The sequence below is a fragment of the Geodermatophilus sp. SYSU D00696 genome (assembly GCF_054050235.1).
Map to the genome: position 1 here is coordinate 1 of NZ_JBJGYY010000053.1, position 26,992 is coordinate 26,992.

Annotated in this window: 29 protein-coding genes; 15 read left to right on the top strand and 14 right to left on the bottom strand. The window is 76.0% G+C overall.

What is annotated here, in order from left to right; all coding sequences use genetic code 11:
- Positions 1 to 137: 137 nt before the first annotated feature.
- Positions 138 to 905, top strand: coding sequence for an alpha/beta hydrolase (locus ACI79O_RS22280; RefSeq protein ID WP_456892977.1), 768 nt, complete (start codon positions 138 to 140; stop codon positions 903 to 905).
- A gap of 45 nt (positions 906 to 950) precedes the next feature.
- On the opposite strand, the gene ACI79O_RS22285 is transcribed toward ACI79O_RS22280, so the two are convergent.
- Positions 951 to 1,697 (bottom strand): alpha/beta fold hydrolase, encoded by a 747-nt coding sequence (locus ACI79O_RS22285; protein WP_456915231.1) that lies wholly within the window; start codon positions 1,695 to 1,697, stop codon positions 951 to 953.
- A 35-nt stretch (positions 1,698 to 1,732) separates the two neighbouring features.
- Positions 1,733 to 2,086: a nuclear transport factor 2 family protein gene (locus ACI79O_RS22290; RefSeq protein ID WP_456915232.1), complete on the bottom strand. Its 354-nt coding sequence runs from the start codon at positions 2,084 to 2,086 to the stop codon at positions 1,733 to 1,735.
- A 63-nt stretch (positions 2,087 to 2,149) separates the two neighbouring features.
- Here ACI79O_RS22290 and ACI79O_RS22295 point away from each other — a divergent pair, with 63 nt between their 5' ends.
- Positions 2,150 to 2,962, top strand: a complete 813-nt coding sequence (locus ACI79O_RS22295; RefSeq protein WP_456915233.1) for a MerR family transcriptional regulator — start codon at positions 2,150 to 2,152, stop codon at positions 2,960 to 2,962.
- A 23-nt stretch (positions 2,963 to 2,985) separates the two neighbouring features.
- On the opposite strand, the gene ACI79O_RS22300 is transcribed toward ACI79O_RS22295, so the two are convergent.
- Positions 2,986 to 3,894, bottom strand: coding sequence for an NAD-dependent epimerase/dehydratase family protein (locus ACI79O_RS22300; protein WP_456915234.1), 909 nt, complete (start codon positions 3,892 to 3,894; stop codon positions 2,986 to 2,988).
- Positions 3,895 to 4,118: 224 nt separating this feature from the next.
- On the opposite strand from ACI79O_RS22300, the gene ACI79O_RS22305 reads away from it, so the two are divergent.
- The gene (locus tag ACI79O_RS22305) at positions 4,119 to 4,262 is read left to right on the top strand and encodes a hypothetical protein (RefSeq protein ID WP_456875888.1); all 144 of its coding nucleotides are present in this window, start codon (positions 4,119 to 4,121) and stop codon (positions 4,260 to 4,262) included.
- A gap of 136 nt (positions 4,263 to 4,398) precedes the next feature.
- Here the strand turns inward: ACI79O_RS22305 and ACI79O_RS22310 are convergent, their stop codons facing one another.
- Positions 4,399 to 4,638 carry a hypothetical protein gene (locus ACI79O_RS22310; RefSeq protein WP_456892965.1) on the bottom strand — a complete coding sequence of 80 codons (240 nt, stop codon included), beginning with the start codon at positions 4,636 to 4,638 and terminating at the stop codon, positions 4,399 to 4,401.
- 274 nt (positions 4,639 to 4,912) lie between these two features.
- Between ACI79O_RS22310 and ACI79O_RS22315 the strand changes: the two genes are divergently transcribed.
- From ACI79O_RS22315 to ACI79O_RS22325, 3 genes are all read left to right on the top strand, one after another.
- Entirely contained in the window at positions 4,913 to 5,227 is a 315-nt protein-coding gene (locus tag ACI79O_RS22315; RefSeq protein ID WP_456892963.1) for a hypothetical protein, read from the top strand.
- A 150-nt stretch (positions 5,228 to 5,377) separates the two neighbouring features.
- Positions 5,378 to 6,319: a PAS domain S-box protein gene (locus ACI79O_RS22320; RefSeq protein ID WP_456915235.1), complete on the top strand. Its 942-nt coding sequence runs from the start codon at positions 5,378 to 5,380 to the stop codon at positions 6,317 to 6,319.
- Between the two features lie 159 nt (positions 6,320 to 6,478).
- Positions 6,479 to 6,766, top strand: coding sequence for a hypothetical protein (locus ACI79O_RS22325; RefSeq protein ID WP_456915236.1), 288 nt, complete (start codon positions 6,479 to 6,481; stop codon positions 6,764 to 6,766).
- 54 nt (positions 6,767 to 6,820) lie between these two features.
- Here ACI79O_RS22325 and ACI79O_RS22330 read toward each other — a convergent pair whose 3' ends face one another.
- The 5 genes from ACI79O_RS22330 to ACI79O_RS22350 all read right to left on the bottom strand — a co-directional run bounded on the left by ACI79O_RS22330 (position 6,821) and on the right by ACI79O_RS22350 (position 11,531).
- On the bottom strand, positions 6,821 to 7,993 hold the full coding sequence (locus ACI79O_RS22330; protein ID WP_456915237.1) for a hypothetical protein: 1,173 nt from the start codon (positions 7,991 to 7,993) through the stop codon (positions 6,821 to 6,823).
- Positions 7,994 to 8,109: 116 nt separating this feature from the next.
- Positions 8,110 to 9,300: a glycosyltransferase gene (locus tag ACI79O_RS22335; RefSeq protein ID WP_456892956.1), complete on the bottom strand. Its 1,191-nt coding sequence runs from the start codon at positions 9,298 to 9,300 to the stop codon at positions 8,110 to 8,112.
- Positions 9,301 to 9,394: 94 nt separating this feature from the next.
- Positions 9,395 to 10,162, bottom strand: coding sequence for a CPBP family intramembrane glutamic endopeptidase (locus tag ACI79O_RS22340; protein WP_456892955.1), 768 nt, complete (start codon positions 10,160 to 10,162; stop codon positions 9,395 to 9,397).
- Positions 10,159 to 11,100, bottom strand: a complete 942-nt coding sequence (locus ACI79O_RS22345; RefSeq protein ID WP_456892953.1) for an NAD(P)H-binding protein — start codon at positions 11,098 to 11,100, stop codon at positions 10,159 to 10,161. Before ACI79O_RS22345 ends, ACI79O_RS22340 begins: the two co-directional genes overlap by 4 nt.
- Positions 11,101 to 11,180: 80 nt before the next feature.
- A complete protein-coding gene (locus tag ACI79O_RS22350; RefSeq protein ID WP_456915238.1) occupies positions 11,181 to 11,531 on the bottom strand; it encodes a hypothetical protein in 351 nt (116 codons plus the stop codon).
- A gap of 175 nt (positions 11,532 to 11,706) precedes the next feature.
- Here ACI79O_RS22350 and ACI79O_RS22355 point away from each other — a divergent pair, with 175 nt between their 5' ends.
- Complete coding sequence (locus ACI79O_RS22355; RefSeq protein WP_456915239.1) at positions 11,707 to 12,462, top strand: SDR family oxidoreductase; 756 nt, start codon at positions 11,707 to 11,709, stop codon at positions 12,460 to 12,462.
- A 117-nt stretch (positions 12,463 to 12,579) separates the two neighbouring features.
- Here the strand turns inward: ACI79O_RS22355 and ACI79O_RS22360 are convergent, their stop codons facing one another.
- Complete coding sequence (locus ACI79O_RS22360; RefSeq protein WP_456915240.1) at positions 12,580 to 14,268, bottom strand: MFS transporter; 1,689 nt, start codon at positions 14,266 to 14,268, stop codon at positions 12,580 to 12,582.
- Between the two features lie 182 nt (positions 14,269 to 14,450).
- Between ACI79O_RS22360 and ACI79O_RS22365 the strand changes: the two genes are divergently transcribed.
- A complete protein-coding gene (locus ACI79O_RS22365; RefSeq protein ID WP_456915241.1) occupies positions 14,451 to 15,557 on the top strand; it encodes a PIG-L family deacetylase in 1,107 nt (368 codons plus the stop codon).
- 74 nt (positions 15,558 to 15,631) lie between these two features.
- Complete coding sequence (locus tag ACI79O_RS22370) at positions 15,632 to 16,348, top strand: DUF2652 domain-containing protein (RefSeq protein WP_456892943.1); 717 nt, start codon at positions 15,632 to 15,634, stop codon at positions 16,346 to 16,348.
- Between the two features lie 74 nt (positions 16,349 to 16,422).
- Here ACI79O_RS22370 and ACI79O_RS22375 read toward each other — a convergent pair whose 3' ends face one another.
- Positions 16,423 to 16,665: a hypothetical protein gene (locus ACI79O_RS22375; protein WP_456892942.1), complete on the bottom strand. Its 243-nt coding sequence runs from the start codon at positions 16,663 to 16,665 to the stop codon at positions 16,423 to 16,425.
- Positions 16,666 to 16,749: 84 nt separating this feature from the next.
- Between ACI79O_RS22375 and ACI79O_RS22380 the strand changes: the two genes are divergently transcribed.
- From ACI79O_RS22380 to ACI79O_RS22400, 5 genes are all read left to right on the top strand, one after another.
- A complete protein-coding gene (locus ACI79O_RS22380) occupies positions 16,750 to 17,160 on the top strand; it encodes a hypothetical protein (RefSeq protein ID WP_456875898.1) in 411 nt (136 codons plus the stop codon).
- An 88-nt stretch (positions 17,161 to 17,248) separates the two neighbouring features.
- Positions 17,249 to 18,055, top strand: a complete 807-nt coding sequence (locus tag ACI79O_RS22385; RefSeq protein WP_456915242.1) for a methyltransferase domain-containing protein — start codon at positions 17,249 to 17,251, stop codon at positions 18,053 to 18,055.
- Between the two features lie 90 nt (positions 18,056 to 18,145).
- On the top strand, positions 18,146 to 19,579 hold the full coding sequence (locus tag ACI79O_RS22390) for an APC family permease (protein ID WP_456892939.1): 1,434 nt from the start codon (positions 18,146 to 18,148) through the stop codon (positions 19,577 to 19,579).
- Position 19,580: 1 nt separating this feature from the next.
- Positions 19,581 to 20,060, top strand: a complete 480-nt coding sequence (locus ACI79O_RS22395) for a universal stress protein (RefSeq protein WP_456892938.1) — start codon at positions 19,581 to 19,583, stop codon at positions 20,058 to 20,060.
- Positions 20,057 to 20,698 (top strand): adenylate kinase, encoded by a 642-nt coding sequence (locus ACI79O_RS22400; RefSeq protein WP_456892936.1) that lies wholly within the window; start codon positions 20,057 to 20,059, stop codon positions 20,696 to 20,698. Before ACI79O_RS22395 ends, ACI79O_RS22400 begins: the two co-directional genes overlap by 4 nt.
- A 13-nt stretch (positions 20,699 to 20,711) precedes the next feature.
- Here ACI79O_RS22400 and ACI79O_RS22405 read toward each other — a convergent pair whose 3' ends face one another.
- Complete coding sequence (locus tag ACI79O_RS22405; protein WP_456915243.1) at positions 20,712 to 22,928, bottom strand: transketolase C-terminal domain-containing protein; 2,217 nt, start codon at positions 22,926 to 22,928, stop codon at positions 20,712 to 20,714.
- 171 nt (positions 22,929 to 23,099) lie between these two features.
- Here ACI79O_RS22405 and ACI79O_RS22410 point away from each other — a divergent pair, with 171 nt between their 5' ends.
- On the top strand, positions 23,100 to 24,116 hold the full coding sequence (locus ACI79O_RS22410; RefSeq protein WP_456915244.1) for an LLM class flavin-dependent oxidoreductase: 1,017 nt from the start codon (positions 23,100 to 23,102) through the stop codon (positions 24,114 to 24,116).
- Positions 24,117 to 24,163: 47 nt separating this feature from the next.
- On the opposite strand, the gene ACI79O_RS22415 is transcribed toward ACI79O_RS22410, so the two are convergent.
- Positions 24,164 to 24,364 (bottom strand): hypothetical protein, encoded by a 201-nt coding sequence (locus tag ACI79O_RS22415; protein WP_456915245.1) that lies wholly within the window; start codon positions 24,362 to 24,364, stop codon positions 24,164 to 24,166.
- Between the two features lie 78 nt (positions 24,365 to 24,442).
- Positions 24,443 to 26,992, bottom strand: a 2,550-nt coding sequence (locus ACI79O_RS22420; protein ID WP_456915246.1) for an AAA family ATPase, incomplete at its 5' end; no start/stop codon positions are given.

A 26,992-nucleotide genomic window follows, 5' to 3' on the forward strand; every position in this document is an offset into this window, starting at 1 on the left:
CCCCCCCCCCCCCCCCCCCCCCCCCCCCCCCCCCCCCCCCCCCCCCCCCCCCCCCCCCCCCCCCCCCCCCCCCCCCCCCCCCCCCCCCCCCCCCCCCCCCCCCCCCCCCCCGCCGCGACGGCTCCCCGCTGCGCCTGGTGGTCGTCCGCCCGGCCGTCCCCCGCCGGCAGGTGCCCGGGGTGCTGTGGATCCACGGCGGCGGCTACGCCATCGGCACACCGGAGCAGAGCCTCGCCACGGCCAGGCGCCTGGTCACCGCCGGCAACGCCGTCGTCGTCCTGCCGGACTACCGCCTCTCGGTCGACGCGCCCTACCCCGCGGCGCTGGACGACTGCTACGACGCCCTGCTGTGGCTGCGCGACCACGCCGGCGACCTGGGCGTCGCCGACGACCAGCTGGTCGTCGGGGGCGAGAGCGCCGGCGGCGGCCTGACCGCGGCGGTCACCCTGGCGGCCCGCGACCGGGGCGAGGTCGCCGTCGCCTTCCAGATGCCGCTGTACCCGATGCTCGACGACCGCCCCACCGCCTCCTCGCGCGACAACTCCACCCCGGTGTGGAACACCACGACCAACACCGCCGCCTGGGACCTCTACCTCGGCGAGCTGCGCGGCGGCGACGTGCCGGCCTACGCGGCCCCGGCACGGGCCACCGACCTCGCCGGCCTGCCTCCGACGCTGACCTTCGTCGGGGACATCGAGCCGTTCCACGACGAGGTCGTCGACTGGTGCCGGCGCCTGCGCGACGCCGGCGTCCCGGTCGGCCTCGAGATCTACCCCGGCGCCTTCCACGGCTTCGACCTCGTCGCGGGCTCCGCGCCGGTCAGCCGGAGGGCGCGCGCCTTCCTGGTCGACGGGTTCCGCGACTTCCTGGCCCGCTACCGCGCGCCGCAGCCTGCTCGCCGCTGACGTCCATCCGTTCCGTGCCCGCACCCGAACGCGCGTCCACCGGGATCAGGCGGCGGTAGCGCGGGCGGCCTCGTCGACCAGCCGCGCGACGACGTCGGGCCGGGAGACGGTGACGGCGTGGGAGGCGTCCACCTCGACGGTGTGCGACGACGCCCGCTCGGCCATGAACCGCTGGGCCTGCGCCGGGACGGCTAGGTCCTGACGCGTGACGAGGGTCCAGGACGGGATGGTCCTCCAGGCCGCCGTGGTCGCCTCGTCCGCCAGTGCGTCGGCGGTGATCGGCCGCTGCGTGACGGCCATCAGCTCGGCGACGGCCGCCGGCACGTCCGCGGCGAAGACCTCCCGGAACCGGTCGTGCTGGATGTAGAGGTCGTCGCGTGGCCGCCCGCCCGGACCACGGACGGGCACCGGGCGCAGCGCCTGGCCGAGCTCGTTGCCCGGGTACCTGCCGGCCAGCTCACCGGTGCTCTCCCCCGCCTCGAGCAGGAAGCTGGCGACGTACACCAGCGCCCTCACCCGCGGGTGCCCCTCGGCCGCCTCGCTCATCACGCTGCCGCCGTAGGAGTGGCCCGCGAGGACGATCGGCCCGTCCACGCCGTCCAGGACGTCGCGCAGGAACTCGGCGTCGCCGGCCAGCGAGCGGAGCGGGTTGGCGACCCCGATCACCGGGTGTCCGTCCCGCCGGAGCTCGGCGATCACGCCGTTCCAGCTCGACGAGTCGGCGAAGGCCCCGTGCACGAGCACCACCGTCGGCGGAGCGCCGGTGCGGGCCTCGGGCGTGCCGCTGGTCATCGGTCCTCCCTCCCGGTCCGTGGGGAACGAGCGCGTCACGGGGCGATGACGAGCTCGGCGATGAGCTCGCCGTCCATCGCGAAGCGGTAGCCGAGCTCGACGACGCCGCCGGGGAAGTCGCCCTCCAGCCGGTTGGTGGCGACCCAGTGCGTGTCGTCGACGCGCTGGGCACCGACGAGCTCGGTGGTGTAGCTGAACTCGGCGCCCGCCTCGGACAGGAAGCGCCGGATCTCCTCGGTTCCCCGGTACGTCCTGCCCTCGTCGACGACCACTGCGGTCGGGGTGAAGGCGCGCAGCGCGACGTCGGCCTCCCGGGCCCGGTGCGCGGCGAGGAAGCCGCGGATCGTCGTAGGCAGCTGGTCGGGCCGGATGCTGGTCGGTGTGGTCATGCCCCGACGGTGCGGCCTCCCCGGGCGGGAGGGTCAAGGGGTGGACCCTCCCCCGGGGAGAGGGTGCAGAGTGCTCCGGTGCTGGCGATCGGCGAGTTCTCCCGGCTGACCCACCTCAGCGTGCGCACCCTGCGCCGCTACCACGACGCGGGCCTGCTCGAGCCGGCGACCGTGGACGAGGCGACCGGCTACCGCTACTACAGCGCGGGCCAGATCCCGACCGCCCAGGTCATCCACCGGCTGCGCGAGCTCGACGTCCCCCTGTCCGACGTGCAGCGCATCCTGCGCTCCCCCGACCCGGGCACCCGTGCCGCCCTGGTCTCCGACCACCTGCAGCGGCTCGAGACCGAACTGGACCGCACCCGGGCCGCGGTGGCGTCGCTGCGCCGGCTGCTGCGACCGGAGCCGGCCCCGCTCGAGGTGGAGGTGCGCGCGGTGCCCGCCTCGACCGTGGCCGCGGTCGAGGACGACGTGGCGCACGACCAGGTCCTCGGCTGGTACGCCGGCGCCATGGCCGAGCTGGACGCCGTGGTCGGCGAGCCGAGCGGCCCCGCCGGAGGGCTGTACGACAACGCGCTGTTCGAGGCCGGCCGCGGGCACGTGCTCGTGTACCGGCCGACGGCGCGGCCCCCGCGCAGCGGCCGCGTGCACCCGGTGACCCTGCCGGCCGTCGAACTGGCCGTCGCGACCCACGTCGGCGAGCACGACGACATCGACGTCACCTACGGGGAGCTGGGTGCCTGGGTGCTGGCCAACGCCCTGGCCGTTGCCGGACCGGTGCGGGAGACCTACCTGGCCGGCCCGCGCGACACCCCCGACCCGTCGGCCTGGCGGACCGAGATCGGCTGGCCGGTCTTCCGGGTGGCCCCGCGCTGACGGTCCCGGGCGCCGGGGGTCCGTCACGCCTGGGGCGTCAGACCCCGCCGCAGCTCGTCCAGGGCCTGCGCGAGGCCGACCCGGGGCACCCAGCCCCACCGGCGCGCGCGGTCGGTGCGCAGCCGTCCGGTCCACACCGGCTCGTCGGTCCACTCGGGGGCGACGCCCAGCGCACCGGTCACCGTGCCGAGGTAGTCCCGCCACGTCGCGGGCTCGCCGGCGACGATGACCGGGGTCGTGCCCCCGGGCACGGGGCCCCGCTCCGGGTCGTCGGACGTGGCGACGGCGCCCGTGGCGACGTCCGCGACGAAGGCCGCCAGGTCCTCGACGTGCACCCAGGGCCAGGTCTGCGCCGGGTTGGCCCGGCGGTCGCCGTCCCGGATCGCCTGCGGTCGCAGCGTGTTCCAGACCGAGGTGTCGCCGGCGCCCAGGATCGCCGGCGGGCGGACCAGCACGGTCGTGAGCCCGCCGACCTGTACCAGCGCGGCGTCGGCGGCGTTCTTCGTGTCGGGGTAGTCGCCACTGCCCTCGGGCAGGAGGCGACCGTCCTCGGCGACGTCCCCGACGCCGGCCGAGCGGTCGTAGACCCCGGCCGTGGACACGTGCACCAGCCGGGCGACGCCGGCGTCGCGGGCCGCGCGGGCGAGGACCGACGTGCCCTCGACGCCCACCCGGTGCTGGACCTCCCGCGGCGAGCCCATCGGGTGGACCGTCGTGACGACCGCGTCGGCCCCCCGGGTCACCGCGCGGGCGAGGGACTCGTCGGCGGGGTCGCCGACGTGCTCGGCGACCCCGCCGAGCGCGGGCGCGCTGCCGGCGCGGCGGACCACGGCGCGCACCTGCGCCGACCGCTCGACCAGCGCCCGGCACACCGCGGTGCCCACCAGCCCGTTCGCACCGGTCACCACGACGACGGGAGATGCAGCGGCCATGCCGCCCACCCTGTCAGCGAGCCCGTGACGGCGCGCGTCGCCGGGCACGTCGTGGCCGCGTCGAGGACTGCTCGCGCCGGGTCGACCGGACGGGGAGCCACGCCGCGCACGGTGTCCGGGCCGGAGGCCGCCCCCGGCCGAGCGGACGCGACGGACCCCCTGGCGCACCCGGACGACCGGTTGTAGAGAGGAGCTGTTCCCACCGCCGACGAGGGAGCACTCCCATGGCCGACAAGTCGCCCCACGACAACCACGCCACGAAGAAGTCGGGCAAGGCCGTCAAGGCCAAGCGCAGCGAACGCAAGGAGAAGCAGCGGGCCGCCACGGAGATGGAGCGGCTGATGCACCCCCGCCGGGCCAAGACCTGACCGATCCCCGCGAGGGAGGACACGCCGCGTCCACACCAGCCGGCACCGGCCGCTCTCGTCCTCCCGACCCGAGACCACGCCCCCCGGAGAGACGCCGGAGCGGCTCTCCGGGGGGTCGTGCGTCCGGCCGGTCCGATCAGCCGCTGAGCCGGGACCTGAGCATCTGCTTGCCCTGCTCCGCGCCCTTGCGGCTCTCCGCCTGTGCCTTGCGGAAGAGATCGGCGAGCTCGCTGTCGCCGTCGCGATCGGCGTCCTGGATGTAGGTCTCGAGCCGGAGTGCGTTGCTCAGGCACTGCTCGGTGAACCAGATGAGGTTGTAGTCCTTGTCCCGGGTGCCGGTGACCTGTCCGGACTCCTGGCCGCTCCCAGTGGTCATGTCCCGCTCCCTCCCATCGAGTGAGGCCCCCGGTCTACTCGCCGGCACCGGCCGCGTCCACCGGCACGTGCCCGGTGCACCCCGTTCCCGCCCTGCCCGGACAGCGCTCAGCCCGCCGGCCGGTCAGGGCATCCGCCGACCGGGTCCAGCAGCTCGTCGACGCAGCGGATGGCTCGTCGTGGAGAGTCCCCGGTGGGAGGATCGGCACGTCCGAGCGCGGCGAGGCCGGGTGCGTGTCCCGACCCCGGGCCGGACCGACGGAGGGAGTGGCGCCGTGGCCGACCAGCACCCCATCGAGCCGGACGAGGTCTACCGGGGGGACGGCAGCCGGGTGCCGCAGCGCCGGACGGCGCTGGACACGGTGCCGGCCGCGGTGCGGTTCCTGCTCCCGGCCCTGCGCCGTGGCACGACCGCCGGGTCACTGGTCACCGCGTCGGCCCTCGCGATCGCGGCGGCCGTCACCGCCCGGGCCGCTGAGGCGGCACGCCACGCGGTGGAGCAGGCGGCCCGGGAGGGGCTGTCCCCGCGGTCCACCGGGCCGTGGATCGAGGTTTCGGTCACCCGGATCGAGGTGCGCTGGCCCCGCTGAGCCGCGCCGGCCGCCGTCCAGGACGCGACAGGCGGCGCCCCCGGGGGTCACGGCACGGACCGGGTGGCCGGTTTGCCGATTTCGGACGGCGGCGGCACGATTCTCCCGGGCGAGGAGAGCCGGCCACCGATCCGATCGGGTGGTGAGGGTGTGGCCCGCGACCAGGACTCCCCCTCCGGCACGGGGACCGGCCACTGGACGGACGCCGACCGCCTGTTGAGCGCCCTCGGGCACGCGGTCATCGCCACCGACCTCGACGGCCGCATCGTCCGGTGGAACCCCGCCGCCGAGCAGCTGTACGGCTGGAGCGCCGAGGAGATCCTGGGCAGGGACATCGCGGAGGTGACGGTCCCCGAGGCCGGGCAGGAACACGGCGGCGAGATCATGCGGTCGCTGCGCGAGGGCAGGCCCTGGTCCGGCGGCTTCACCGTCGTCCGCAAGGACGGCTCGACCTTCTCCGCGCTCGTGACCGACGTCGGCGTGCGGGACGACGACGGTCGACTCGTCGGGATCCTGGGGGTCTCCACGGACGTGGGCCACGCGCTGCGCCCACTGCTGGCCCGCTCGTCGGACGCGGTCCTGGTCACCTCCCGCAGCGGCGCCGTCTCGTACGCCAGCCCCGCCTTCACCCGGCTGTTCGGCTGGTCCGAGGACGGCGTCCTCGGCGCGCACCTGTGGGATCTCGTGCACCCCGACGACCGGCCGGCCGCGGCGCCGCCGCCCGACCGGGACGAGGGCGAGGAGCCGCCTGCGCTGGTGTGCCGCCTCCGCTGCCCGGACGGCTCCTGGCGCCACGTCGAGATGGTCGTGACCGACCTGCTCGACGACCCCGCGGTCCGGGCCCGGATCTGCAACGTCCGCGACGTCACCGAGCGGCTGAGGGTGCAGGACCGGCTGGCCGAGCTCAACGGGCAACTCGAGGCCGCCCTGACCTCGCGGGTGGTCATCGAGCAGGCCAAGGGCATGCTGGCGGAACGGCGCGGGATCTCCGTCGACGAGGCGTTCCAGGTCCTGCGCAGGCACGCCCGTGCGCACAACGCGTCCCTGCAGGACGTCGCGACCGCGGTCGTCACCCTCGGGCTGTCCCCCTGAGCCCGGGGGCGCCCGGCCGCACGCCTCCCGCCTGGCCCGGCGTGGGCGGGGCGACTAGCGTGGTGACCGGCCGCCCCGCGGCCCTCCGCCCCGGTCCCCGGCGGAACCCTGTCGCTCCGGTCCACGGCGACGCCCAGCAGGTGCTGACTGGATGGACCGATGCTGACCCTCACCACGACCTGGACCGTCCCCGTCGACCGGCAGGTCGCCGACGCGGTCGGGCCCCACCCCACCCCCTTCCCGGTGGCCCGGACCATCGGGGAGGAGACCCCGGACCGTAGCCTCCACCTCCTCGACGGGGACGGCGCCTCCTTGTGCGAGGCGGTCCCGCCGCAGCAGCTCGAGCGGATGCGCCGGCCCTGGGAGGACGTGGACGCCGACGCCCGGTGCCGCCCCTGCGAGCTGCGCGGCTCCTCGACCTTCGTGACCCGTCCCTGGCCTGACTGACCTCCGCCACGCCGGGCCGCCCCCCTGCTCCCCGGCCCGGCGGCCGTCCGGCGGTCACACGTCCAGGCGCTCCGCCCGGTGCTCGGTGCCCCCGAACACGAAGGTCAGGTCGGTCAGGTCCAGCGGCGGCGCGCCACGGCGAGAGGGGTCGGTGCCCGGCGCCACGGTGACGAGCCCGACCTGCTGCTCGTCGGGCAGGACGGCCCAGCCCACCCGTGCCTCGGTGCCGTCGACCTGGATGCGCGCCTCGTACACCCCGGCGGGCGCGGCGGCCACCGTGGCCGTGAAGGGCGTGTCGAGCGCAGCCGTCCGCAGCCGGCCGGAGACGGCGCCGTCCCCGACCGCGCCGGTGAGGACGGCCCCGTTCCGCCCGGTCAGCTCCAGGCGGCCGTCGGCGAGGGAGCCCTGCAGCCAGGCCTCGAACTGCCTGCCGTCGCACACGTAGGCGATCACCTCGTCGACGCCGACCAGGATGGCCACGACGGCGGGCCCCTCCTCCACCCGTCCCCCGAAGACGCCCTGCGCGGCGGGACCCTCCGGAGAGGAGGTCGGCGCGGCGGTGGGTGCCGGTGCCGCCGAGGCCGTCGGCGCGGCGCTGGCGCCGTCCCCGCCCGGCGCGGTGGCGACCGCGCCCCGGACGTACCCGACGAAGGTGACTCCCAGCAGGAGCGCTGCCACGACCACGACGCCCAGTTGCCACGCCACTCGTCGCTCGCGACGCCCCGCCGGCGCGGTGCCGGGTGCGGCGCCCGCGTCCGCCTCGGGGACGAAGGAGATGCCGGCCAGGACGTCCCGGTACTCCTCGGTCGCCTCCTCGACCGCGAGCCGGCCGTACTGCAGACGTGCCTGCAGCCCGGCCAGCATCGCCGCCGCGGCCTGAGCGGCGCCGATGCGGGCCTGCAGGTCGCTGCTCTTCTCCAGGTTCGCCGAGACCGCCGCCGTCACGGAGACCACGAGGGCGCCCAGGCACAGCACGCCCCAGACGACCGCCGACGTGTCGAGGGACAGCCCCCGCTGGACGGTCTCCGCGAAGCCGGTCCCGCCCAGCGCCGGGCCCGCGGTGAGCGCGGCCACGACCGCACTGCTCACGATGTTGATCGTCGACAGCCGGTTGCTCACCGGCGTCTTCTCCCGGACGTACGCCTCGGTGCTCGCCCGTCTCGCCTCGATCATCGAGAGCAGTCCCGCTCGCGGATCGGGCGTGGCCGTGGGTTCCAGCGTGGTCACCTCCCTCGGACGCGTGCCGTCGGCGGTCCCCGACACGCGGGGGACGACGGCCGGTACGGGACACGACCCTGGTGATCCGGCGTCACCGCGGCGTCACGGTGGAGCAGCGCCGCTGGTCAGGACAGGCGACCGAGGAGCTCCAGCGCGGTCCGGCAGCCGTCCTCCCCGGCCATGGCACGCGCGGCGTCCGCCGCGGCGCCGGGTCCGGGCAGGGTGGCCAGTGCCGCACCGAGGCGGTCGGCGGTGAGCCGCCGCGCGGCCACGGGTGCCGCGCCGAGGCCGCGCCGGTGGAGCAGTGCGCCCCAGAAGGGCTGGTCGGCGATGAACGGCACCGTCACCGAGACCACCCCCGCCCGCACGGCGGCGTGCGCCGTACCCGCGCCGCCGTGGTGCACGGCGACGCTGCAGCGGGGCAGCACCGCCGCGTGGGGCACGCCGGCGCGGACGAGGACGCCGTCGCCGGCCAGGTCCGCGGGGATCCGCAGGCCTCCCCAGCCCTCGGCCACGAGGACCCGGCGCCCGGTCGCGCGGACCGCGCTGACGACGGCCCGGCCGCGGGCGACGGGGTCGCCGGTGGCCATGGACCCGAACCCGGCGTAGACGACGTCGCCGGCCTCGAGGAAGGCGTCGAGCTCGGCGTCGAGCGGCTGGTCCGCCGGTGGGCGGTGCCAGGGCCCCGTGATCCGGGTGGTGTCCGGCCAGTCGGAGGGGCGGGGCAGGAGGACGCCGCTGACCGGCACGAGGGTCAGCGAGGGAGCCGGGAGCCGACCGCGCACGGGCACCCCGAGCCGGGCCCGGATCTCCCGCAGGGTCCCCGCGAACGGCCGGGAGGCGCCGGCCGCGGCCCGGTAGGTCAGCCGGTTGAACCGCCCCAGGTCCACCGTCGTGACCCCGGCGGCGGGGAACTCGCGGGTCGGTGTCAGCGTCGGGACGATCTCCACCAGCACGTGCGGGATCCCCAGGTGCGCCGCGGCGATCGGCGCGGAGAGCACCTTGGGGTGGTGGACGACCACGTCGGGGCGGAACGCCACCGCGGCCTCGGCCGCGGACCGCAGCATGGCGGCCATCAGGGGGCGGACCACGGAGCGGTAGGACCGCAGCGCCGCCCACGCCGACACACCCTGTTGCGCGACCAGAGCCGTGAAGTCCGCGTCGAGAGGGACGACGTCGACGCCGGCGCCCTCGGCCGCGTCGACGAAGTCGCGCGTCACGCCCAGCCGGACGTCGTGGCCGTCGTCCCGCGCCCGCCGCGCCAGCGCGAGGAAGGGCTCGACGTCCCCCCGGCTGCCGGCCGTCACCAGCATCATCCGCATCCCGGCCCCCACTCCGCGCCCCGTCGGGGTCCCGGTCAGCTTCCTCGCCGGCGGTGACCGCGGCCAGGGGTCGCGGTCCGGGCTCCCGTCACCGGGCCGGGGTCGCCCGCTCCTCCTCCGCCAGGCGGTCGGCGAACAGCGGCGGCAGATAGCGCAGCATCAGGGTCGACCACACCACGTGCGTGAGCACCGACGCCTGGATCCCCCCGGTGATCCGGCGCTGCTGGGCGAAGAGCAGGCCCATCGGCACGCTGGCCAGCACGAGCGCCGGGTTGCGGGTGGCGGTGGTGGCCAGGCCGTACACCGCGGTCGAGACGAGCACGGGCCGCCGGGCCCCCGCCGCCGCGTAGAGCGCGCCGCGGAAGAACACCTCCTCCGCCACGCCGTTCGCCAGCGTGGTGGTGAGCACGAGGGGGGCCGACCCCTGGTCGGCGTACCGGAGCACCGAGCCGATCGCCCGCGCCAGGACCGGGATCCGCCGGGCGACCAGCGCGGCGGCGTAGAAGGCCCCGAAGGCGCCGGCCCCCGAGACGACCGGCGTGAGCAGCGGCCGCTGCAGCCGGTCGCCGGGCCCGAACATCCGTCCCAGGTGCAGCGGCCCGGACGCCAGCCCCCCGGCGACCCAGGTGCCGGCGACGCCGAGGGTCAGCCCGTAGAACCGCGGCGAGCCCGGCGGGGTCGACAGCGACACCCCCAGCAGCGAGGCGCCCGCCACCGCGACGGTGCCGGTGACCCGCCGGCGCCGCCGGAAGGCCTCGTCGCTCTCCCAGTGGTCCCGCGGCACGCTCCGCAGCAGCGGCCCGGCTGCCCGCCGGACCCGGGCCTCCAGCGCCGCGAGGGCGCGGCGGCGGGTCACCGCCGCGCTCCGCGGCTGAGCCACCCGCCCCGCCGCTCCCCGATCCGCCGCCGGCGTTCCCGCGCCCGCTCGACCAGGGCGGTGAGCACCATCTCGTCGTAGTCCACCGGCTCGAAGGGGACGACCGAGCGGATGGCGGGGTCGGTGACGACCACCTCGTTGGTCATCGAGTCGATGAGCGAGCGACCGGTGGCCACGTCGACGTCGGTGACCAGTGACAGCCAGCGCGAGGACAGCCGCGGGCTGAGCAGCGGGACGGGCACGACGAACAGGTGCCGGTTCTGGATGTCGGCGACCCGGGTGAGCATCTGCAGGTAGGTGAGCACCTCCGGGCCCCCGACCTCGAACACCCGCCCGGCGGCCTGCGGCGCGTCGAGGACGCCGACCAGGTACCGGACGACGTCGGCGACCGCGATCGGCTGGGTCCGCGTGCCGACCCACCGGGGGGTGACCATCGCGGGCAGGTGGGCCACGAGCTGGCGGGTGATCTCCCACGACACCCCGCCGTGGCCGACCACGATGCCCGCGCGCAGCACGGTCACCGGCACCCCGCTGCCGGCCAGGAGCCGCTCCACCTCCCGGCGGCTGCGCAGGTGCGGGGACAACCGGTCGCCGTCCCGGCCCAGGCCCCCGAGGTAGACGATCCGGCCGACGCCGGCCGACGCGGCGGCACGCGCGAAGGCCCGCGCCGCGTCGGCGTCCTTGCGCTCGAAGTCCGCGTCGGCCAGGGAGTGCACGAGGTAGTAGGCGGCCTCCGCGCCCTCGAGCGCCTCCCGCAGCGACGCCTCGTCCCCGACGTCCCCCGCGACCGGCGTGCCGGCTCCCTCGTAGCCCCCGGGTCGGCGGGTCATGGCCCGGACCTCGTGGCCCTGCTCGTCCAGCGCGGTGGCCAGCCGGCCGCCCACGAACCCCGATGCACCGGTGACCAGCACTCGCACCGCCCCAGCCTGACGCGGACGGGCGACGCGCGCGACCCGGTCGCGCACCATCCGGCCGTGGCCCGGGGACCGGCTCCAGGTCAGTCCGACCAGGACGGTGGCCGCCTGCCGAGGAAGGCGTCCACTTCCTCGCGGGAGTCCCGCGCCGCGCCGAGCGCCACCGCCTCCTCGCGCTCGATGGCCAGGCCCTCGTCGAAGGGCAGGTCGACGCCCCCGGTGACGCTGCGCCGGATCGCCGCCAGCGCCCGCGCCGGCTTCCGGGCCAGCCCCGACGAGACCGATGGCGTGCGCCTCCTCGGCGCCGAGCAGGGTCCCGTCGTAGAGGAAGCGAGCGCCCGTGGCCGGCCCAGTGGCAGGCGTTGACCGGCGGCCGGTCGTACTCGATCGACCCCCACCCGGTCCTGGACCGTGACCCGCAGGAGGTCGGCCATGCGCCATCCTCACACCACGCCGGCTCGAGGACCGTCCGCCGGCCCGCCGCCCGCGCCGGCTCCCGACCTACCCTGGTCGTCGACCGCCTCGGCGTGGCCCGGTCACCGCAGGCTGGACGTCCGCCGCCTCCACCGGGTCCTCGCCGGGCGCCCACCCACCCGGAGAGGCCGAGCCGTGGCGCAGCGCGTGACCGACGAGGCCGTCCTCGTCACCGGAGCAACCTCGGGCATCGGGGCCGGCCTCGCCGCGCGCTTCCTCGCGCGCGGCGCCCGCGTCGTGCTGGTGGGCCGCGACCGGGACCGGCTGGAGACAGCCGCCGCTGCGCACCCCGCCGCGTCCGCGGTGGTCGTGGACGTCGCCGACCCGGAGTCGGTCACCCGCGGGATGGCGGAGGTGGCGGCGCACACCCCGGTCCTGACCACCCTCGTCAACAACGCGGGGATCCAGCGGGTGCTCGACTTCTCCGCCGTCGAGCCTCCCGGGCCAGCGGACGTCGCACCCGAGATCGCGACGAACCTCACCGGGCTGGTCAACGTCACCGCCGCCGCGCTCCCCCTGCTCCGTCGGGCCCGGCGGTCGCGCGTGGTCAACGTCGGCTCGGGCCTCGGCTTCGTGCCGCTGGCCAAGGCCCCCGTCTACTCGGCGACGAAGGCCGCGGTGCACTCCTTCACGGTGAGCCTGCGCCGGCAACTGGCCGGCTCGACGGTGCAGGTCGTCGAGATCATCGCGCCGGTCGTCGACACGCCGCTGCACCGCGACCTGCCGTCGACGCCGCCCATGGCCATGCCCCTCGACGCCTTCCTGGACAAGGCCGTGCGGGGCCTGGACGCCGGCCGGGACGAGATCGCCATCGGGCTCGGCCGCCTGTCCCGGCTCGGGGCCCGGCTGGCTCCGCGGCAGCTGTTCTCCCTGGTGAACAGCGGGGGCTGACCCTCGACCGGGCCCCACCGCCGGACCGACCACCACGCTGCCGCCGCGGCCGGACACCGTGGTGCCGGGTCCGCTCACGCACGCCTGCGCGAGACCCATCGACCTCGAGGGGGAGAGCTAGCGGAGACCCGGACTCCCGTCCCGGCCGGCCTCGGGTCCCGTCGCGCGACGCTGCAGGTCGTCGGCGAGGTAGCCGCTGACCAGTCGGTCGGCAGTCGAGGAGGTGGCCGAGAACCCGGTGACCGCCGCGACGAAGTCCGGACCGCTGAGGGCGGCCAGCTCGGTGTCCTCCAGCGCGCGCACGGTCGCCGTCCGCGGGACCGCGCGCAACAGCGCGATCTCGCCGAACGCGTCGCCGGGACCGAGCCGGCGCACCTCGTGTCCGTCGTGGACCACCGCCACCGAGCCGGACTCGACGACGTAGAAGTCGTCGCCCGGGTCACCCTCCCGGAAGACGTCGGTGCCCGTCCGGACCGACGTCCGGCGCAGGCGCTGGGCCAGCCCCTCGATCGCCGGGACGGGCAGCAGGCGGAGCATGTCGACGCGGCGGAGCAGGACGATCCGGTCCTTCCGCACCCCGATGTCCGCGTCGGTCGCCCGCAGTCCGGCCCAGCGCGCCGCGACCGCCAGCGGCAGGAGGCAGCCGACGACGACGAGCGCCCAGGCGCCACCGAGCCAGGAGGCCAGGACCGGGACCGCCAGCGACCCGAGCGCCAGCGCGAGGGAGAACACCGCCTCGGTCAGCGCGAGCACCCGTGCAAGCGTCTCGTCGGGCACCAGCCGCTGCAGCAGGGTGAACCCGGTGACGTCGACGAGCGCGTTGGCGGCGCCGACGACGAGGAACGCGCCGACCGCCGCGTAGCTGCCGGTCAGCAGGCCGACCAGGACCAGCGGCAGCCCCCACAGCGCGATCCCCGCGCCGAAGAGCGTGCCCAGCCGGGCGCTCCCCGCGGCACCGATCGACGCCATCGCCGCCACCAGGCCGCCCACCCCGAACGCCGCCCACAGCAGCCCGACCCCCGGCCGGCCGAGGTCGGTGAGGTCGACCGCCACCACGACCGCGAGCACCGTCAGGGTGCCGCGGACGAGGCACTGCACGCCGCCGAGGAGGATCACGTCCGCCGCCCGGGGGCGCCGGCGCAGTTCGCGGAGACCGTCGGCGACGTCGGCGAGCACGCCGGGGCGCCCGGCCCGCCCGCTGGCCGCCGGGCGCGGGGACTCGTAGCGCAGCGCAGCGGCCAGCAGACCGGCGACGGCGGCGAGCAGGGCCACCACACCGAACGCGGCGGCCGCGCTCCACTCCGCGAGCAGGACGGCAGCGGCCAGCGGGCCGACCAGCGCCGCCACGCCGTCCAGGATGGAGCGGACCGCGTTCACACCCGCCAGCTCCTCCGGCGTGGTGCACAGCGTGGGGAACAGGGCGCCGAGCACCGGCCGGTAGCCGGCATGGCACACCGTCGAGACCGTCAGCAGCGCGTACACGAGCAGCGGCTGCCCGGCCGCGGCCGCTGACCCGGCCCCTGCCGCGGTCACCGCCCTGAGGGTGCACGTCACCACGAGCAGCCGGCGGCGGTCGACCCGGTCGGCCAGCGCGCCCAACCACGGGAGCGCGACCGTCGTGGGCAGCACCCGCAGGAACCCGATGACGCCGACGCCCACCGCCCCGTCGGTGTCGAACGCGTACACCGTCATCGCCGTGAGGAGGAGGAACTCGCCCGTCCACGCCGACACCGACGACAACTGAGCCAGCCGGAGGTTGCGGTTGCCCGCCACCGTGGCCCACGCCTCGCGGTAGGCACCCGCCACGGCGCGCACGCTAGCAGCGCAGCGGCGTCCCGAGGGGACTCCCCGCAGCCCAGGGGCGGTACGGTGCACCCTCGACCAGCCGGCCGGGCCCCGGTCCCGGTCCAGCCCACGAGCAGCGAAGTCGACGGTGACCGGTGGCGGACGACCCCTCGACCCCAGGTCTCGGTGGGCGGCGTCCGCGCGTGCTGGGCGTCTTCGCCCACCCCGACGACGAGACCGTCTGCGCCGGCGGCACCTTCGCGAAGTACGCGAGTGCCGGTGCCGACGTCCGTGTGGTCTCCCTGACCAGGGGCGGTGCCGGCCAGATCCGGGACGCCGACGTGGCCACCCGCGCCACCCTGCGCGCGGTCCGCGAGCGGGAGCTCGCCGCGGCCGGGGAGGAGCTCGGGCTCGCCGGGACGAGGTGCCTCGACCACCCCGACGGCGGCCTCGGCGCCGTCGACCGCCGGACCCTGACCGACCTCGCGTCGGACCTGCTCGGGGAGTTCGACCCCGAGGTGGTGGTCACCTTCGGCCCGGACGGGTTCTCCGGACACCCGGACCACGTCGCCGTCGGGGCTGCCGTCACCGCGGCCTGCCAGGAGCGGCAGGCCGCGGCGCCGGTCCGGCTCTTCCACTGCCACCTGCCCCGCAGCGGGATGCTGCTGCGCGACCGGCTGGCCACCTGGGTCGTCGAGCTGACGACCCGCTTCAAGGGCACGCGGGACTTCGTCCGCGCCCTCTCGGTCTTCTCGCGCGAGACGAGTGCGCTTGGTTACGCGGCCGACTTCGTCAACGTCGAGTGGTTCCCCGCCGGCTCCTACCTCATCGAGCAGGGCGAGGCCGCGACGGTGATGCACTTCCTCCTGTCAGGGCACGTCGAGATCCGCCGCGAGGGCGAGGACGGCACCGTCCGGGTGGTCGACCGGTCGGGCCCCGGCGAGTTCCTCGGTGAGCAGGGCATCGCCACCGGCCGGCCGCGCAACGCACACGTGGTCGCCCTCGACGACGTCACGAGCCTGACCTTCCTGGCCTCGGACCCCGCCTCGCTCGGCGGACCGGACGAGCAGGCCCTTCTCCGGAGCAGGTCGCTCCCCTCGGGCGACCGGGTCGACCCCCGGGTGAGCACGCGCATCGACGTCTCGGACTTCGTCGGCCACAAGGTCCGTGCCACCGCCGCCCACCGCTCCCAGTACCCCATCGACCCGACGATGTTCCCCGAGTCGATCCTCCGGGAGATGTTCGGCGCCGAGTACTTCATCCAGGTGCTGCCGGAGAGGCAGCTGAGGACCTCGCTCTTCGACGACTAGGTCCGCCTCGCCGGACGCCGCCGGGCGCCCGGCGAGGACTGCCGCCGGCGACCTGCCAGGCGCTAGGGTCCGGCATGACGACCCGGCGTGCACTGCTCCTGATCGCCGACATCGGCGGCTACACGCAGTACATGCAGTTCCACCGGAGCATCCTCGGGCACGCGGAGGCGGCCACCCAGCGCATGCTCGACAGGGTCGTCGGTGCGGCGCGGGACTTCGACCTGATCGAGATCGAGGGCGACGCGGCGTTCCTCTCCCGGGACGCCGAGGGTGTGGACGGCCCCGCTGCGCTGTCCGCCGTCACCCGCGCCGTCGTCGCCATGCACCAGGCCTTCCACCGGGAGCGCCGGTACGTCGAGCTGAACATGTGCCCCTGCGGCAGTTGCACGCAGACCAACGGCCTGACGCTGAAGTTCGTGGCACACGTCGGGGAGGTCGCCACCCAGACGATCAGACGCCGGACGAAGCTCGTCGGCGTGGACGTGATCTACGTGCACCGGCTGCTCAAGAACGCCGTCGACGTCCCGGAGTACCTCCTCGTCTCCGACGACCTCCACCGTGGCGGCGGCACCGCCGCCACGGGCCTGGCGATGCGGGAGATCCCCCAGGACCTCGAGGGCATCGGTCCGGTGCGGACGTTCTTCGTGGACGTCACCGACATGGCCGCGCCGCCGGCGCTGCCGGACCCCTCCTGGCCCCGCCGCCTCGGCAGCACGCTGGGCATGGTCGGCCGGGGCCTCCCGCACGTCCTCCCCCGCCGGCGCGTCCGGACGCTCGCCGCAGCCGGCTGACGCCTCCGGCACGGCCGGTCGAGCGGTCCACCGCCGTCGTCCGCAGGCGCACCCGTCGGCCGGCGACCGGGCACCTACCGGAAGAGGTCCCAGAAGCTGCCCGAGGTGTCCCACGGCCGCCCGCCGCCGTTCCCCGCCTCGGGCAGGGCGTGCCGGACCAGGAACAGCCCGGCCACGAACGGCAGGATCCCGACCCCGAAGCCGATGCCGCCGAGCAGGGCGCGTCCGGGGTCCACGATCGCCAGCACCAGGCCGCCGATCGAGACCGCCAGTCCCGTTCCGATCCCCACGACGCCCCACACCGTCCGCGCCCGCATGCCACTCCTCCCGTCGAGCGGAGCACTGTCACACACCGCACCGCCGATCGGGCGGCCGGGCGGGCCGGATCGCACGATGGTGGTGTGCTCTCCGTTGCTCTGGCGCGCGCCCTGCAGGACGCGGGGCTCCAGTGGACCCCCGCGCGCGGCGACAGCTTCGTCATCCCCGACCGGGACATGGACGCCGACGTCTTCGTGCTCTCGGACATGACCATCGAGGTCCACCGGTTCCCCACCGGGCCGGTGATCGGCTTCAACGGCACCACCGAGTGGGCGCTCGACGCGGTCGAGCAGTCCGAGACGCTGTGGGTGCCCGCCGAGCACCAGCTCCGTGAGCTGCTCGGCGACGCGTTCGCCGGGCTGGCGCCGACCGGCGACGGCTACCGGGTCACCCTCCGGGTCGACGGCGCGACGAGCGGACACGAGGGTCGAGACCCGGCCGAGGCCTACGCACGGGCGCTGCTCCACCTGATGAGGTCCCGGCGCGGCGTCTGAGGACGCGCTCCGGGGAGGTGGACTCCGTCACCGGCCCGGCGGGACCATGCCGGACGGGACCATGCCGGGCGGGACCCAGGGAGGCGACGTGACCGGTTACGCGCTCGAGATCACCGCCGAGGAGGTCCGGCGCTACCGGATGATGGCCGACCGGGCCCGCAGCGAGGAGGCCCCCCACTGGCGCGCCGCCGGCATCGTGCCCGGCGCGACGGTCGCCGACGTCGGCTGCGGTCCCGCGGCGGTCGCCGTCGTCATCGCGCGGGTCGTGGGCCCGGAGGGTCGCGTGGTCGGCGTGGAGCCCGACGCGTCGGCGCGCGCGGCCGCGCGGCGGGTGGTCGCCGACTCCGGTGCGGGCAACGTCGAGGTGCGGGAGGGCACCGGCACCGCCAGCGGGATCGCGCCGGGATCGGTGGACGTCGCGCTGATGCGCCACGTGCTGGCGCACAACGGCGGCCGGGAGCAGGCGATCGTCGACCACCTCGCCTCCCTGGTGCGGCCGGGCGGAGCGGTCTACCTCGTCGACGTGGACGGGACCGCGAGACGAGCGCTCGACACCGAACCGGAGCTCGCCGACCTCGAGGAGCGCTACGACGAGTTGCACCGCCGGCGGGGCAACGACCTCCGGGTCGGCCTGCAGCTGGCCCGCCTGCTCGAGCGCGCCGGCCTCGACGTCGAGCTGCACGAGGGCCGGTACCTGATCGCGCCGCTCCCGCCGGGCGTGCGCCCGCCGGCGTGGGCGGCCCGCGACGCCCTGCTGGCCGACGGTCTCGCCGGGCCCGACGACGTCCGCCGCTGGGAGGCGGCCTTCGAGCGGATGGACGCCGCGCCCGTCCGCCCGACCGTGTTCGCGCCCTACTTCGTCGGCATCGGCCGCCGTCGTCGCCGAGCGGGGTAGCCGGAACCCCGGGAGCTCGAATTGACACCGGTGCCGGGTGACGCTTCCGTGAACGGGCCGGAAACTCGCCCCCGACGAAGCGAGGACCTCGTGGCCCACACCAGCGGCAGCGCCAGCACCGTCGACGAGGAGGACACCGGGCTCCGGAGGTCCATCACCGGCGGGCAGCTGTTCTTCTACACCCTCGGTGACGTCCTCGGCTCCGGGATCTACGTCCTGATCGGCCTGGTCGCCGCCGCCGTCGGCGGGGCGTTCTGGATCGCGTTCGCCCTCGGCGTCACCGTCGCGGCCATCACCGGCGCCGCCTACGCCGAGCTGGTGACCAAGTACCCCCAGGCCGCCGGCGCCTCGCTCTACATCAAGAAGGCCTTCGGCAGCACGGCGCTGACCTTCCTGGTCACCGTGTCGTTCCTGTCGGCCAGCTTCGCGGCGACCGGCTCGCTGGCCACCGGGTTCGCCTCCTACTTCGCCACGCTCTGGGACGGCCCGCCGGCGTTGCTCGTGTCCCTCGTGTTCGTCCTCGCGCTGGTGGTCGTGAACTTCATCGGCATCACCGAGTCGGTGGTGATGAACATGCTGATGACCTTCGTCGAGGTCGCCGGCCTGCTCATCATCATGGTCATCGGCGTCTGGTTCATCGCCCAGGGCGACGCCGACTTCGGGGTCCTCGCCGACATCAGCGTCTCGGGCAACCCCGCGCTCGCGGTCCTCGCCGGCATCGCCTTCTCCTTCTTCGCGATGACCGGCTTCGAGAACACGGCCAACGTCGCCGAGGAGACGATCGAACCGCACCGGAACTTCCCGCGGTCCCTGGTCGGCGGGATGGTCGTGGCCGGCCTCGTCTACGTCCTGGTGTCCATGGCCGCCGCCCTCACCGTGCCCACCGACCAGCTCGCCGAGTCCGACGCGGCGCTGCTCGAGGTCGTCAGGCAGGGCATCCTGCCCTTCTCGACCGACTTCATGACCACGCTGTTCTCGATCATCGCGCTGATCGCGATCACCAACACCACCCTGGTCACGATCGTCACCCAGCCGCGGATCCTCTACGGCATGGCCAAGGAGGACGTCGTCCCGGGCGTCTTCGCGAAGATCCACGCCACCCGCCGCAGCCCCTGGGTGGGGCTGCTCTTCAGCGCGGTGGTGGTCGGGGCCCTGCTCATCGCCGGCAGCATCTTCGTCAGTGCCGGCGGCATCGACCTGGTCAACACCCTCGCCCTGGTCACGGTCGTGCTCCTCCTGGCCATCTACGCCCTCGTGATCGTGGCCTGCCTCAAGCTGCGCGGGCGGGACGAGGACGAGCGCACCTACCGGGCCAACACGCCCCTGTTGATCCTGGGGCTGCTCGGCAACCTGGCCATCCTCGGGTTCGCCGTCTACGACGACCCGTCGTCGCTGATCTGGTGTGCCGGGCTCATCGCCGTCGGCGTCGTCCTCTTCCTCATCGAGTACACCGTCGGCTCGCGCAACCGCCCCCCGGGCGCCCGGCGCGGCGATCCCGAGGCCGTCGTCCGGAAGGACGTCTGAGATGCACGTCGTCGTCGCCACCGACGGGTCGCCGCAGTCGCTGGCCGCGGCCCGCCACCTCACGTCCTTCGCCGACCCCGCGAAGATCGACACGATCTCGGTCGTGGCGGTGCTCCGGCCGCTGGCCTCGGTGGCCTTCGCCGACGAGATCTCGGAGGCCGAGCACCACGAGGTCGGCGAGGGCGCCGGCAGCTTCCGCGAGGCGGCGCAGCGTGCCGTCGACGCGGTGGCGGCCGTCTTCGACGGCTGGGGACCGGAGGTCGGCAGGCAGATCCGCAGCGGGTCGCCCGCCGCGGAGATCATCAAGGCGGCGACCGAGCACGACGCCGGGCTGATCGTGATGGCGGCCGGCGGACGCGGGCTCAGCGACGTGATCCTCCTCGGCAGCACCGCCCAGCGGGTGCAGCACTACGCACCCTGCCCGGTGCTCGTCGTCCGCCCCGCCCCCCGGGCGAGGAAGGCCGTCCGGGGCCCGGCGTGACCCCGCGACCGGCACCGGACGACGTCCGGCGCATCGTGCTGCTCGGGCCACCCGGCTCCGGCAAGGGCACCCAGGCCGCGCTGCTCGCCGAGGCGCTCGGCGTGCCGGCGGTGTCGACCGGGGAGCTGTTCCGCGCCCACGTCGCCGCCGGGACCGAGCTCGGCCGGACCGTGGCGGCGTACGCGAACGTCGGTGACCTCGTCCCGGACGACGTCACGACGGCGGTGCTCGTCGAGCGGCTGGAGGAACCCGACTGCGAGCACGGGTACCTCCTCGACGGCTTCCCCCGGACGGTGGCCCAGGCCGAGCGGCTGCGCGAGGAGCTGCGGGCCCGGGCCACGCGCCTGGACGCCGTGGTCGACCTCGAGGTCGGCGACGCCGAGCTGATCCGGCGGATGGCGGCGCGCCGGGTGCTCGTGGACGGCGCCTGGGTCGCGCGCGAGGACGACCGGCCCGAGACGGTGCGGCACCGGCTGGAGGTCTACCGCGAGCAGACCGCCCCGCTGGTCGACTTCTACGCCGCCGAGGGGATCCTGCGGCGGGTCGACGCCGACGGCGAGGTGCCCGTGGTCGCCGCACGGGTGCTCGCCGCCCTCGGCCGGGGTGCGCCGGGAACGGCAGGGCCCCCGGTCGGGTAGCGGGCCCGATCGGTCAGCCCCCGCGGCGCACCAGCTCCCGCGCGGCCCGCTCGACGTCGCTCTCGGAGACCAGCACGTGCAGGGCGGCGTCGCCGAGCGGGATGAAGCTGTCGGCGCTGGTCACCCGGGCCATCCGGCCGGTGAAGCCGGCGTCGACCAGGGCCGCCAGCACGCCCTCGGACACACCGCCGGAGCGGCGGGTCTCGTCGACGACCAGGACACGGCCGGTCGCCTCCGCCTCCCGCACGACGTCGGCCACGGGCAGCGGCGCCAGCCAGCGCAGGTCCACCACCCGGCACCCGATCCCCTCCTCGGCGAGGCGGGCCGCGACCCGGAGGCTCATGTGCAGGCCGTTGGCCCACGTGACCAGCGTCAGGTCGGTCCCGTCGCCGTGGGTGCGCGCCCGGCCGATCGGCACGTGGTGCTCGGCCCACTCCCCCGGCGGGCGGTACGGCGCGGTCCACCCGTCGTCGCCCTCCGCGTGCAGGTCACGGGTGTGGTAGAGCGCGATCGGCTCCAGGAAGACGCACACGGCGCCGTCGACCGCCGCCGCCGCCGCGCAGGTGCGCAGCATCGCCGCGGCGTCGTCGGGTCGCCCCGGCGAGGCGACGACCAGGCCCGGGACGTCGCGCAGCACCCCGACGGCGTCGTCGTTGTGGAAGTGACCGCCGAAGCCCTTCTGGTACCCGTAGCCGGCGATCCGGACGACCATCGGGTTGCGGTACTGCCCGTTGGAGAAGAACTGCAGGGTCGCCGCCTCGCCGCGCAGCTGGTCCTCGGCGTTGTGCAGGTAGGCCAGGTACTGGATCTCGGGGATCGGCAGCAGGCCGGAGACGCCGGCGCCGAGGCCGAGCCCGAGCACGGTCTGCTCGTCGAGCAGGGTGTCGAAGACCCGGGCGGCACCGGCCTTGCGGAGCAGGCCGCGGGTCACCCCGTAGACGCCGCCCTTGGCCGCGACGTCCTCCCCGAAGACCAGGGCGCCCGGGTGGCGTGCCAGGACGTCGAGCAGCGCCCGGTTGATCGACTGCGCCAGCGTCATCGGCGGCTCGTCCTCGGGCAGCGTGCTCCCGAACAGGGCGGCGCGGCGCTCGGGCGGCGCGGCCTCGGCGGCGACCCTGGCCACCTCCTGCGGCGTGGCGGGCGCGAGCGGCGCCACCACCTCCGCGGCCGACCCCAGCCGGGGCAGGCCGGCGACCTCCCGGGCGAGGTCGAGCACCCGGGACCGCATCCCCTCGTAGCGGTCGAGCACCTCGGCCGGCGTGAGCAGCCCGGTGTCGACGAGCAGCCGGGCGGTGCCGAGCAGCGGGTCGCGGCGCAGGTCGGCGGCGATCTGGTCGGCCCGCCGGTAGGCGCTCTCGACGTCGGTGCCGGCGTGCCCCATGAGCCGGACCGTCCGCAGGTGGAGGAACGCCGGCCGGCGGTGCCGCCGGACCCAGTCCGCCGCCCGCCGGGCCGTGACGACGGCGTCGAGCAGGTCGGCGCCGTCGGCGGCGAAGTACTCCAGCCCCGGGCGGCTGCCGTAGGCGTGCGCCACCCAGCCGTCCGGGGTGGGCACGCTGATGCCGATGCCGTTGTCCTCGCAGACGAGCAGCAGCGGCATCGGCAGCCCCCGGAACCCGACCTGCACGGCGGCGTTGATCGCGCCCACGGCCGTCGAGTGGTTCGCCGAGGCGTCCCCGAAGCTGCAGACGGTGACGGCGTCGCGCGGGTACTCCCCCGCCAAGCCGAGCTTGCGGACGCGGTCGATCGAGAACGCCATGCCGAGGGCGCGGGGCAGGTGGGAGGCGATCGTCGACGTCTGCGGCAGCACGGCGAGGTCGCGGCGGCCGAAGACCTTGTGCCGGCCGCCCGAGATGGGCTCCTCGGCGGCCGCGACGATGCCGAGGAGGACGTCGCGCAGCGGGTCCGAGCCGCCGGCCACCTGGCCCGCCCGCTCGAGGAAGAAGGCGCCCGAGCGGTAGTGCAGCAGCGCGGGGTCGGTCGGGCGCAGCGCGGCCGCCACGGCCGCGTTGCCCTCGTGCCCGGACGAGCCGATCGTGTAGAAGCCCTCGCCCCGGGCCCGCAGCCAGCGGGCGGCCAGGTCCAGGTGCCGGCTGCCCAGCTGGGCGTCGAACAGCCGGAGGACCTCCTCGGCGGGGACGTCCGGGGGCAGCACCGCCCGGTCGCCGCCGCGCGCGGCACCGTCGAGGCCCTTGACCGTCTCGATGAGGTGTTCGTCGACCTGCTCCACCGGAACACCTTGTCCCGCGGGGACGGCCCGGTCCAGCACCGCCCCGGGGACGGCCGCCGAGTCGCCCCCGGCCACCTCGACAGCCGGCGCCGCCCGGCGGCATCCTCGCGGTGGGTGGTCGCCATCTGCAGCCGCACCCGGCCGGCCCGCGGTCGGCAGGAGGGAGCCGACGTGCCCGCTCCCGAGTTCCACCTGCGGTCCTACCCGCTGCCCGACGACGTGCGCGCGCACGCCGCGGCGGCGGAGGACGCCGGCTGGGACGGGCTGCTGCTGACCGACACGCAGAACCTCAGCATGGACGTCGTCGGGTCGCTGTACCTGGCCGCCTCGGCCACGTCGCGGCTGAGGCTCGGCACCGCCGTGACCAACCTCGTCACCCGCCATCCCGCGGTCGTGGCGTCGACGTTCGCCACCCTGCACCACGTCACCGGGGGACGGGCGCACCTCGGGGTCGGCCGCGGTGACACGGCGCTGGAGCTCGTGGGGCTCCGGCCGCCGTCGGCGCACGGCTTCGAGCAGCAGCTCGGCCGGCTGCAGACCTACCTGCGAGGCGGCACGGTCGACGTCGACGGGTTCGGCAGCCGGATCACGTGGCTGCCGGTCGCCGGCGACGAGGCGGTCCCCGTGGACGTGTTCGGCTCCGGGCCGCAGGTCATCGGAGCCGCGGCACGGCAGGCGGACCGGGTCACCGTGACCGTGGGCGCCGAACCCGAGCGGGTCGCGTGGGCGGTGCGGACGGCACGGGAGGCGCGCGCGGCCGCCGGGCTCGACCCGCAGACCCTCGACGTCGGTGCGTTCGTCGTGGTGGGCGTCGGCACCGACCAGGACGCGCTGGAGGAGCTCGTGCGCGGCAACGCGAGCATCTCCGCCCACTTCCAGCGCGGCGCCCGCTCGTCCCTGTCGACGGCCGACGCCGCCGTCGTCGCCGACGTCAGCGCGCACTACGACACCTACCACCACGGGCTGGAGCACGCGACGCAGGCCGAGACGCTGTCCGGTGGGTTCCTGCGGCGGTTCTGCGTCATCGGCGGTCCCGACGAGTGCGTGGAGCGGCTGCGCGGGCTGATCGGGCTCGGCCTGTCCCACGTGACGGTCGTGGGCGGGTCCCGGGACATCGACCCCGGCGTGCGCGAGCGCTCCGACCGCCTGGTCGCCGAGGAGGTGCTGCCCGCGCTGCGGTCGCCGTGAGGGCGACCGCCCGGTGTGCGCCGCCGGTGTCCGGGCCCTGGACGCCGTCAGCCGGCCAGCGCGAAGGTGGTGCCCTTGCTGTTGGCCGCGGACGTCGGGTCCCCGGTCGCCGAGGTGGTGCCCGCGGAGACTGCGGACACGGCGTCCCCGCGAGGAGCCACCACGGTGGCGTCGGCGAGGCCCGCGGCGAGCCCCACGGCGCCCGTGGCGCTGACCAGGACGACGGCGAGGCGACGGCGGAGAGGCATGCGCACAGCCTGGCCGGGGGCTGCAGAGGACCTGCAGAGGCGCCGTCCCGGGGCGGGGCTCCGGCCCGCCGAGGGGGATCAGTTCCGGCTGCCGCCCGGCGCCACGACGATCTCGTCCGCCGTCAGCGCGGCGACCTCGTCGACGTGGCGGGCCGACCCGTCGAGCAGGTCGGCGCTCGTCAGGGCCTCGGCCGCCAGTTGCCGCGCTCTCAGCCGGGCGAACTCCCGGGCCACCTCGCGCAGGCGTCCGGCATCGCGGCCGAGCGCCGCGTGCCCGTGGCCGAGCATGGCCGTCGCCAGGGGCGCGTCGAGTGCGTCCGCGGCTCCCCGGAGCAGGGGCACGGCCGCTTCCGGACGGCCGAAGCGGACGGCGTCGTGCGCGAGGACCGCCGTGTACAGCGGCACGTGCTCGGCCACCTCCGCGGCGACGCGCAGGGCCTCGCGGGCGGCGGCATCCGGCCCGGACGAGCGGACCAGCAGCCAGGCACGCGCGCGGTCGGCCATGACCGTGCTCTTCTGCTCCCCGGCGCGCAGGTCGCGGTCATAGTGGTCCAGGTGGCGCTCGGCCGCCGCCCCGTCACCGGCCATGGCCGCGGTCAGCGCCGCCGTGGAGACGGCGAACGAGTAGACGTTCATCACGTCCCGACGGCGGAGCAGGGGCAGCGCGTCCTCGGCCATCCACCGCGTCGTCCGGGTGACCGACCCGGCGAGCGCGGCGACGGCCGCGGCGGAGAAGGTCCACAGCCCGGCCCAGTCCGGGTGCTCGGCACCCGCCACGGCGCGCTCTGCCCGGTCGATGCAGTCCCGCACGGCGGCGTCGGGCTCGCCGCCGAACGACCGCACCTGCTCGTGGGCGAGTTCCAGCCACATCAGGGCGAGCGGGCGGGGGGCCGGGATCGCGGCCCGCGCGGCCGAGGCCCGCCGGACGGCCGCCGCGGCGACGGGGTGCGGCCCGGCGAAGGAGGCGGCGAACGCGGCCACGCAGTCGGCGGCGAAGGCCGTCTCGAGCGGCGCGTCGGGCGACCGCAGGGACAGGGCGAGGTCGCGGGCGACGGTCCACTCCCCGGTGAAGCCCTTGAGCTCGGCGCTGGCCAGGCGTAGGGCGCGCCCGGCCTCGGTGCCGGACAGCCGCCGCTGGGCCTCGTCGACGAGGGCGAAGGCCCCCTGGGCGTCGTTGCCGTAGAGCCGGCCGCGGGCCTGGCTGATCACGATGCCCGCGTCGTCCTCGTCCGAGGCGGCCCGCTCGCCGGCCTGCCGGTAGAGGTCCTCGACCAGGTCGAGCCGGCCCAGCGCGGCTGCCGACTCAGCTCCGACGAGGGCGGCCGTGGTGCCGGCTCCGGCGTCGAGGGCGGCCCGTGCCAGCCGGAGCGCGAGGTCGTGGTCGCCGCCGGCCTGCGCCCGCTGTGCGCCCACCTGCAGGAGGGACCCGTCGACGGCGACGCCGCCGTCGAGGCACAGCACGGCGTGCTGGACGGCGTACCCCTCGGCGAGGGCGGACCCGGTGAAGGCCTGCGCGAGGCGGGCCGAGACGTGCCGCCGGCGGAGCCGGGGCATCCGGGCGCGGACCACCTCGCCGTAGATGGGGTGGGCGGGCAGGACGACGGCGGCGCCGGCCGCGTCGTCGACGCGGACGAGGTCGTGCAGCTCGAGACCCAGGACGGCCTCCGGCGACGCGACGCGGTCCAGCACCGGGAGCGGCACCGGCTCGGCGATCGCGACGGCCTCCAGGGCTCCGGACTCCTCCGGCCCCAGGCCGCGCAGGCGCTCCCCCACGATGTCCAGCAGCCGGTCGGAGGGCCGGAAGCCGCCGCCGAGCGACCACTCGCCGTCCCGGCGGGTCAGTGCTCCGGACGCCAGGGCCCCCCTGAGCAGCTCCCGCAGGTACAGCGGGCTCCCGCCGGCCAACCGGAGGACGCGGCTGCGCGCGGCCGTGGCGAGCGGGCTCCCGAGGGCCGCGTCGAGCAGCCGGCCCATCTCGGGGTCGGGCAGCGGGTGGAGGTCCACCCGCTCGATCACCCCGTCCTTCCACAGGTCGACCAGCGGATCGGCCTCCTGGGCGCGCTCCGTCGCGAGGAGGAACGCGCTCGACGCGCGGACGACCTGGTCGACCACGGTGATCGTGGCGGGGTCGGCGAGGTGGGCGTCGTCGAGGGAGACGACCAGTCGTCCGGCTCCGGCAGCCCGCGCGACGAGGGCGCTCACCGTCGAGTGGACGAGGTCTCCCGGGAGGAGGTTCGTCGACCCGCCGTGCCCCGCCGCCGACACGACGTGGGCCATGCAGCCGAGCGGGATCTCCCGACCGCTGCTGGTCGCGGAGAGACGGAGCGTGGGGTGCCCGGCGTCGGCGTGCTCGCGGACGAACTCCGCGGACAGGCGCGACTTCCCCACCCCCGGCGGCCCCACCACCACGGCTCCACCGCCCCCGGAGGCGAACAGGTCCCGCAGCCGGGTCAGCTCCGCCTGCCGGCCGCGGAGTTCCCACTCCCCCCAGGCGGCGGTCGCCGGGTCCTGTTCCGGCCGCGGCGCCTCGCCCCGCCGCGGCCCCGCCGCGGACGTCCTCGGGCGGACCGGAGTCCGTGGCGGGGCGAGGGCCGGGTGGTGGAGGCTCGCGCACCCGCTGAAACACCC

Coding starts and splice junctions, on each gene's coding strand:
- ACI79O_RS22370 (WP_456892943.1), top strand. CDS start 15,632: ATGACGACCCGGCGTGCACTGCTCCTGATCGCCGACATCGGCGGCTAC.
- ACI79O_RS22290 (WP_456915232.1), bottom strand. CDS start 2,086: ATGACCACACCGACCAGCATCCGGCCCGACCAGCTGCCTACGACGATC.
- ACI79O_RS22335 (WP_456892956.1), bottom strand. CDS start 9,300: ATGATGCTGGTGACGGCCGGCAGCCGGGGGGACGTCGAGCCCTTCCTC.
- ACI79O_RS22395 (WP_456892938.1), top strand. CDS start 19,581: ATGCACGTCGTCGTCGCCACCGACGGGTCGCCGCAGTCGCTGGCCGCG.
- ACI79O_RS22310 (WP_456892965.1), bottom strand. CDS start 4,638: ATGACCACTGGGAGCGGCCAGGAGTCCGGACAGGTCACCGGCACCCGG.
- ACI79O_RS22285 (WP_456915231.1), bottom strand. CDS start 1,697: ATGACCAGCGGCACGCCCGAGGCCCGCACCGGCGCTCCGCCGACGGTG.
- ACI79O_RS22350 (WP_456915238.1), bottom strand. CDS start 11,531: ATGGCCGACCTCCTGCGGGTCACGGTCCAGGACCGGGTGGGGGTCGAT.
- ACI79O_RS22415 (WP_456915245.1), bottom strand. CDS start 24,364: ATGCCTCTCCGCCGTCGCCTCGCCGTCGTCCTGGTCAGCGCCACGGGC.
- ACI79O_RS22375 (WP_456892942.1), bottom strand. CDS start 16,665: ATGCGGGCGCGGACGGTGTGGGGCGTCGTGGGGATCGGAACGGGACTG.
- ACI79O_RS22305 (WP_456875888.1), top strand. CDS start 4,119: ATGGCCGACAAGTCGCCCCACGACAACCACGCCACGAAGAAGTCGGGC.
- ACI79O_RS22325 (WP_456915236.1), top strand. CDS start 6,479: ATGCTGACCCTCACCACGACCTGGACCGTCCCCGTCGACCGGCAGGTC.
- ACI79O_RS22300 (WP_456915234.1), bottom strand. CDS start 3,894: ATGGCCGCTGCATCTCCCGTCGTCGTGGTGACCGGTGCGAACGGGCTG.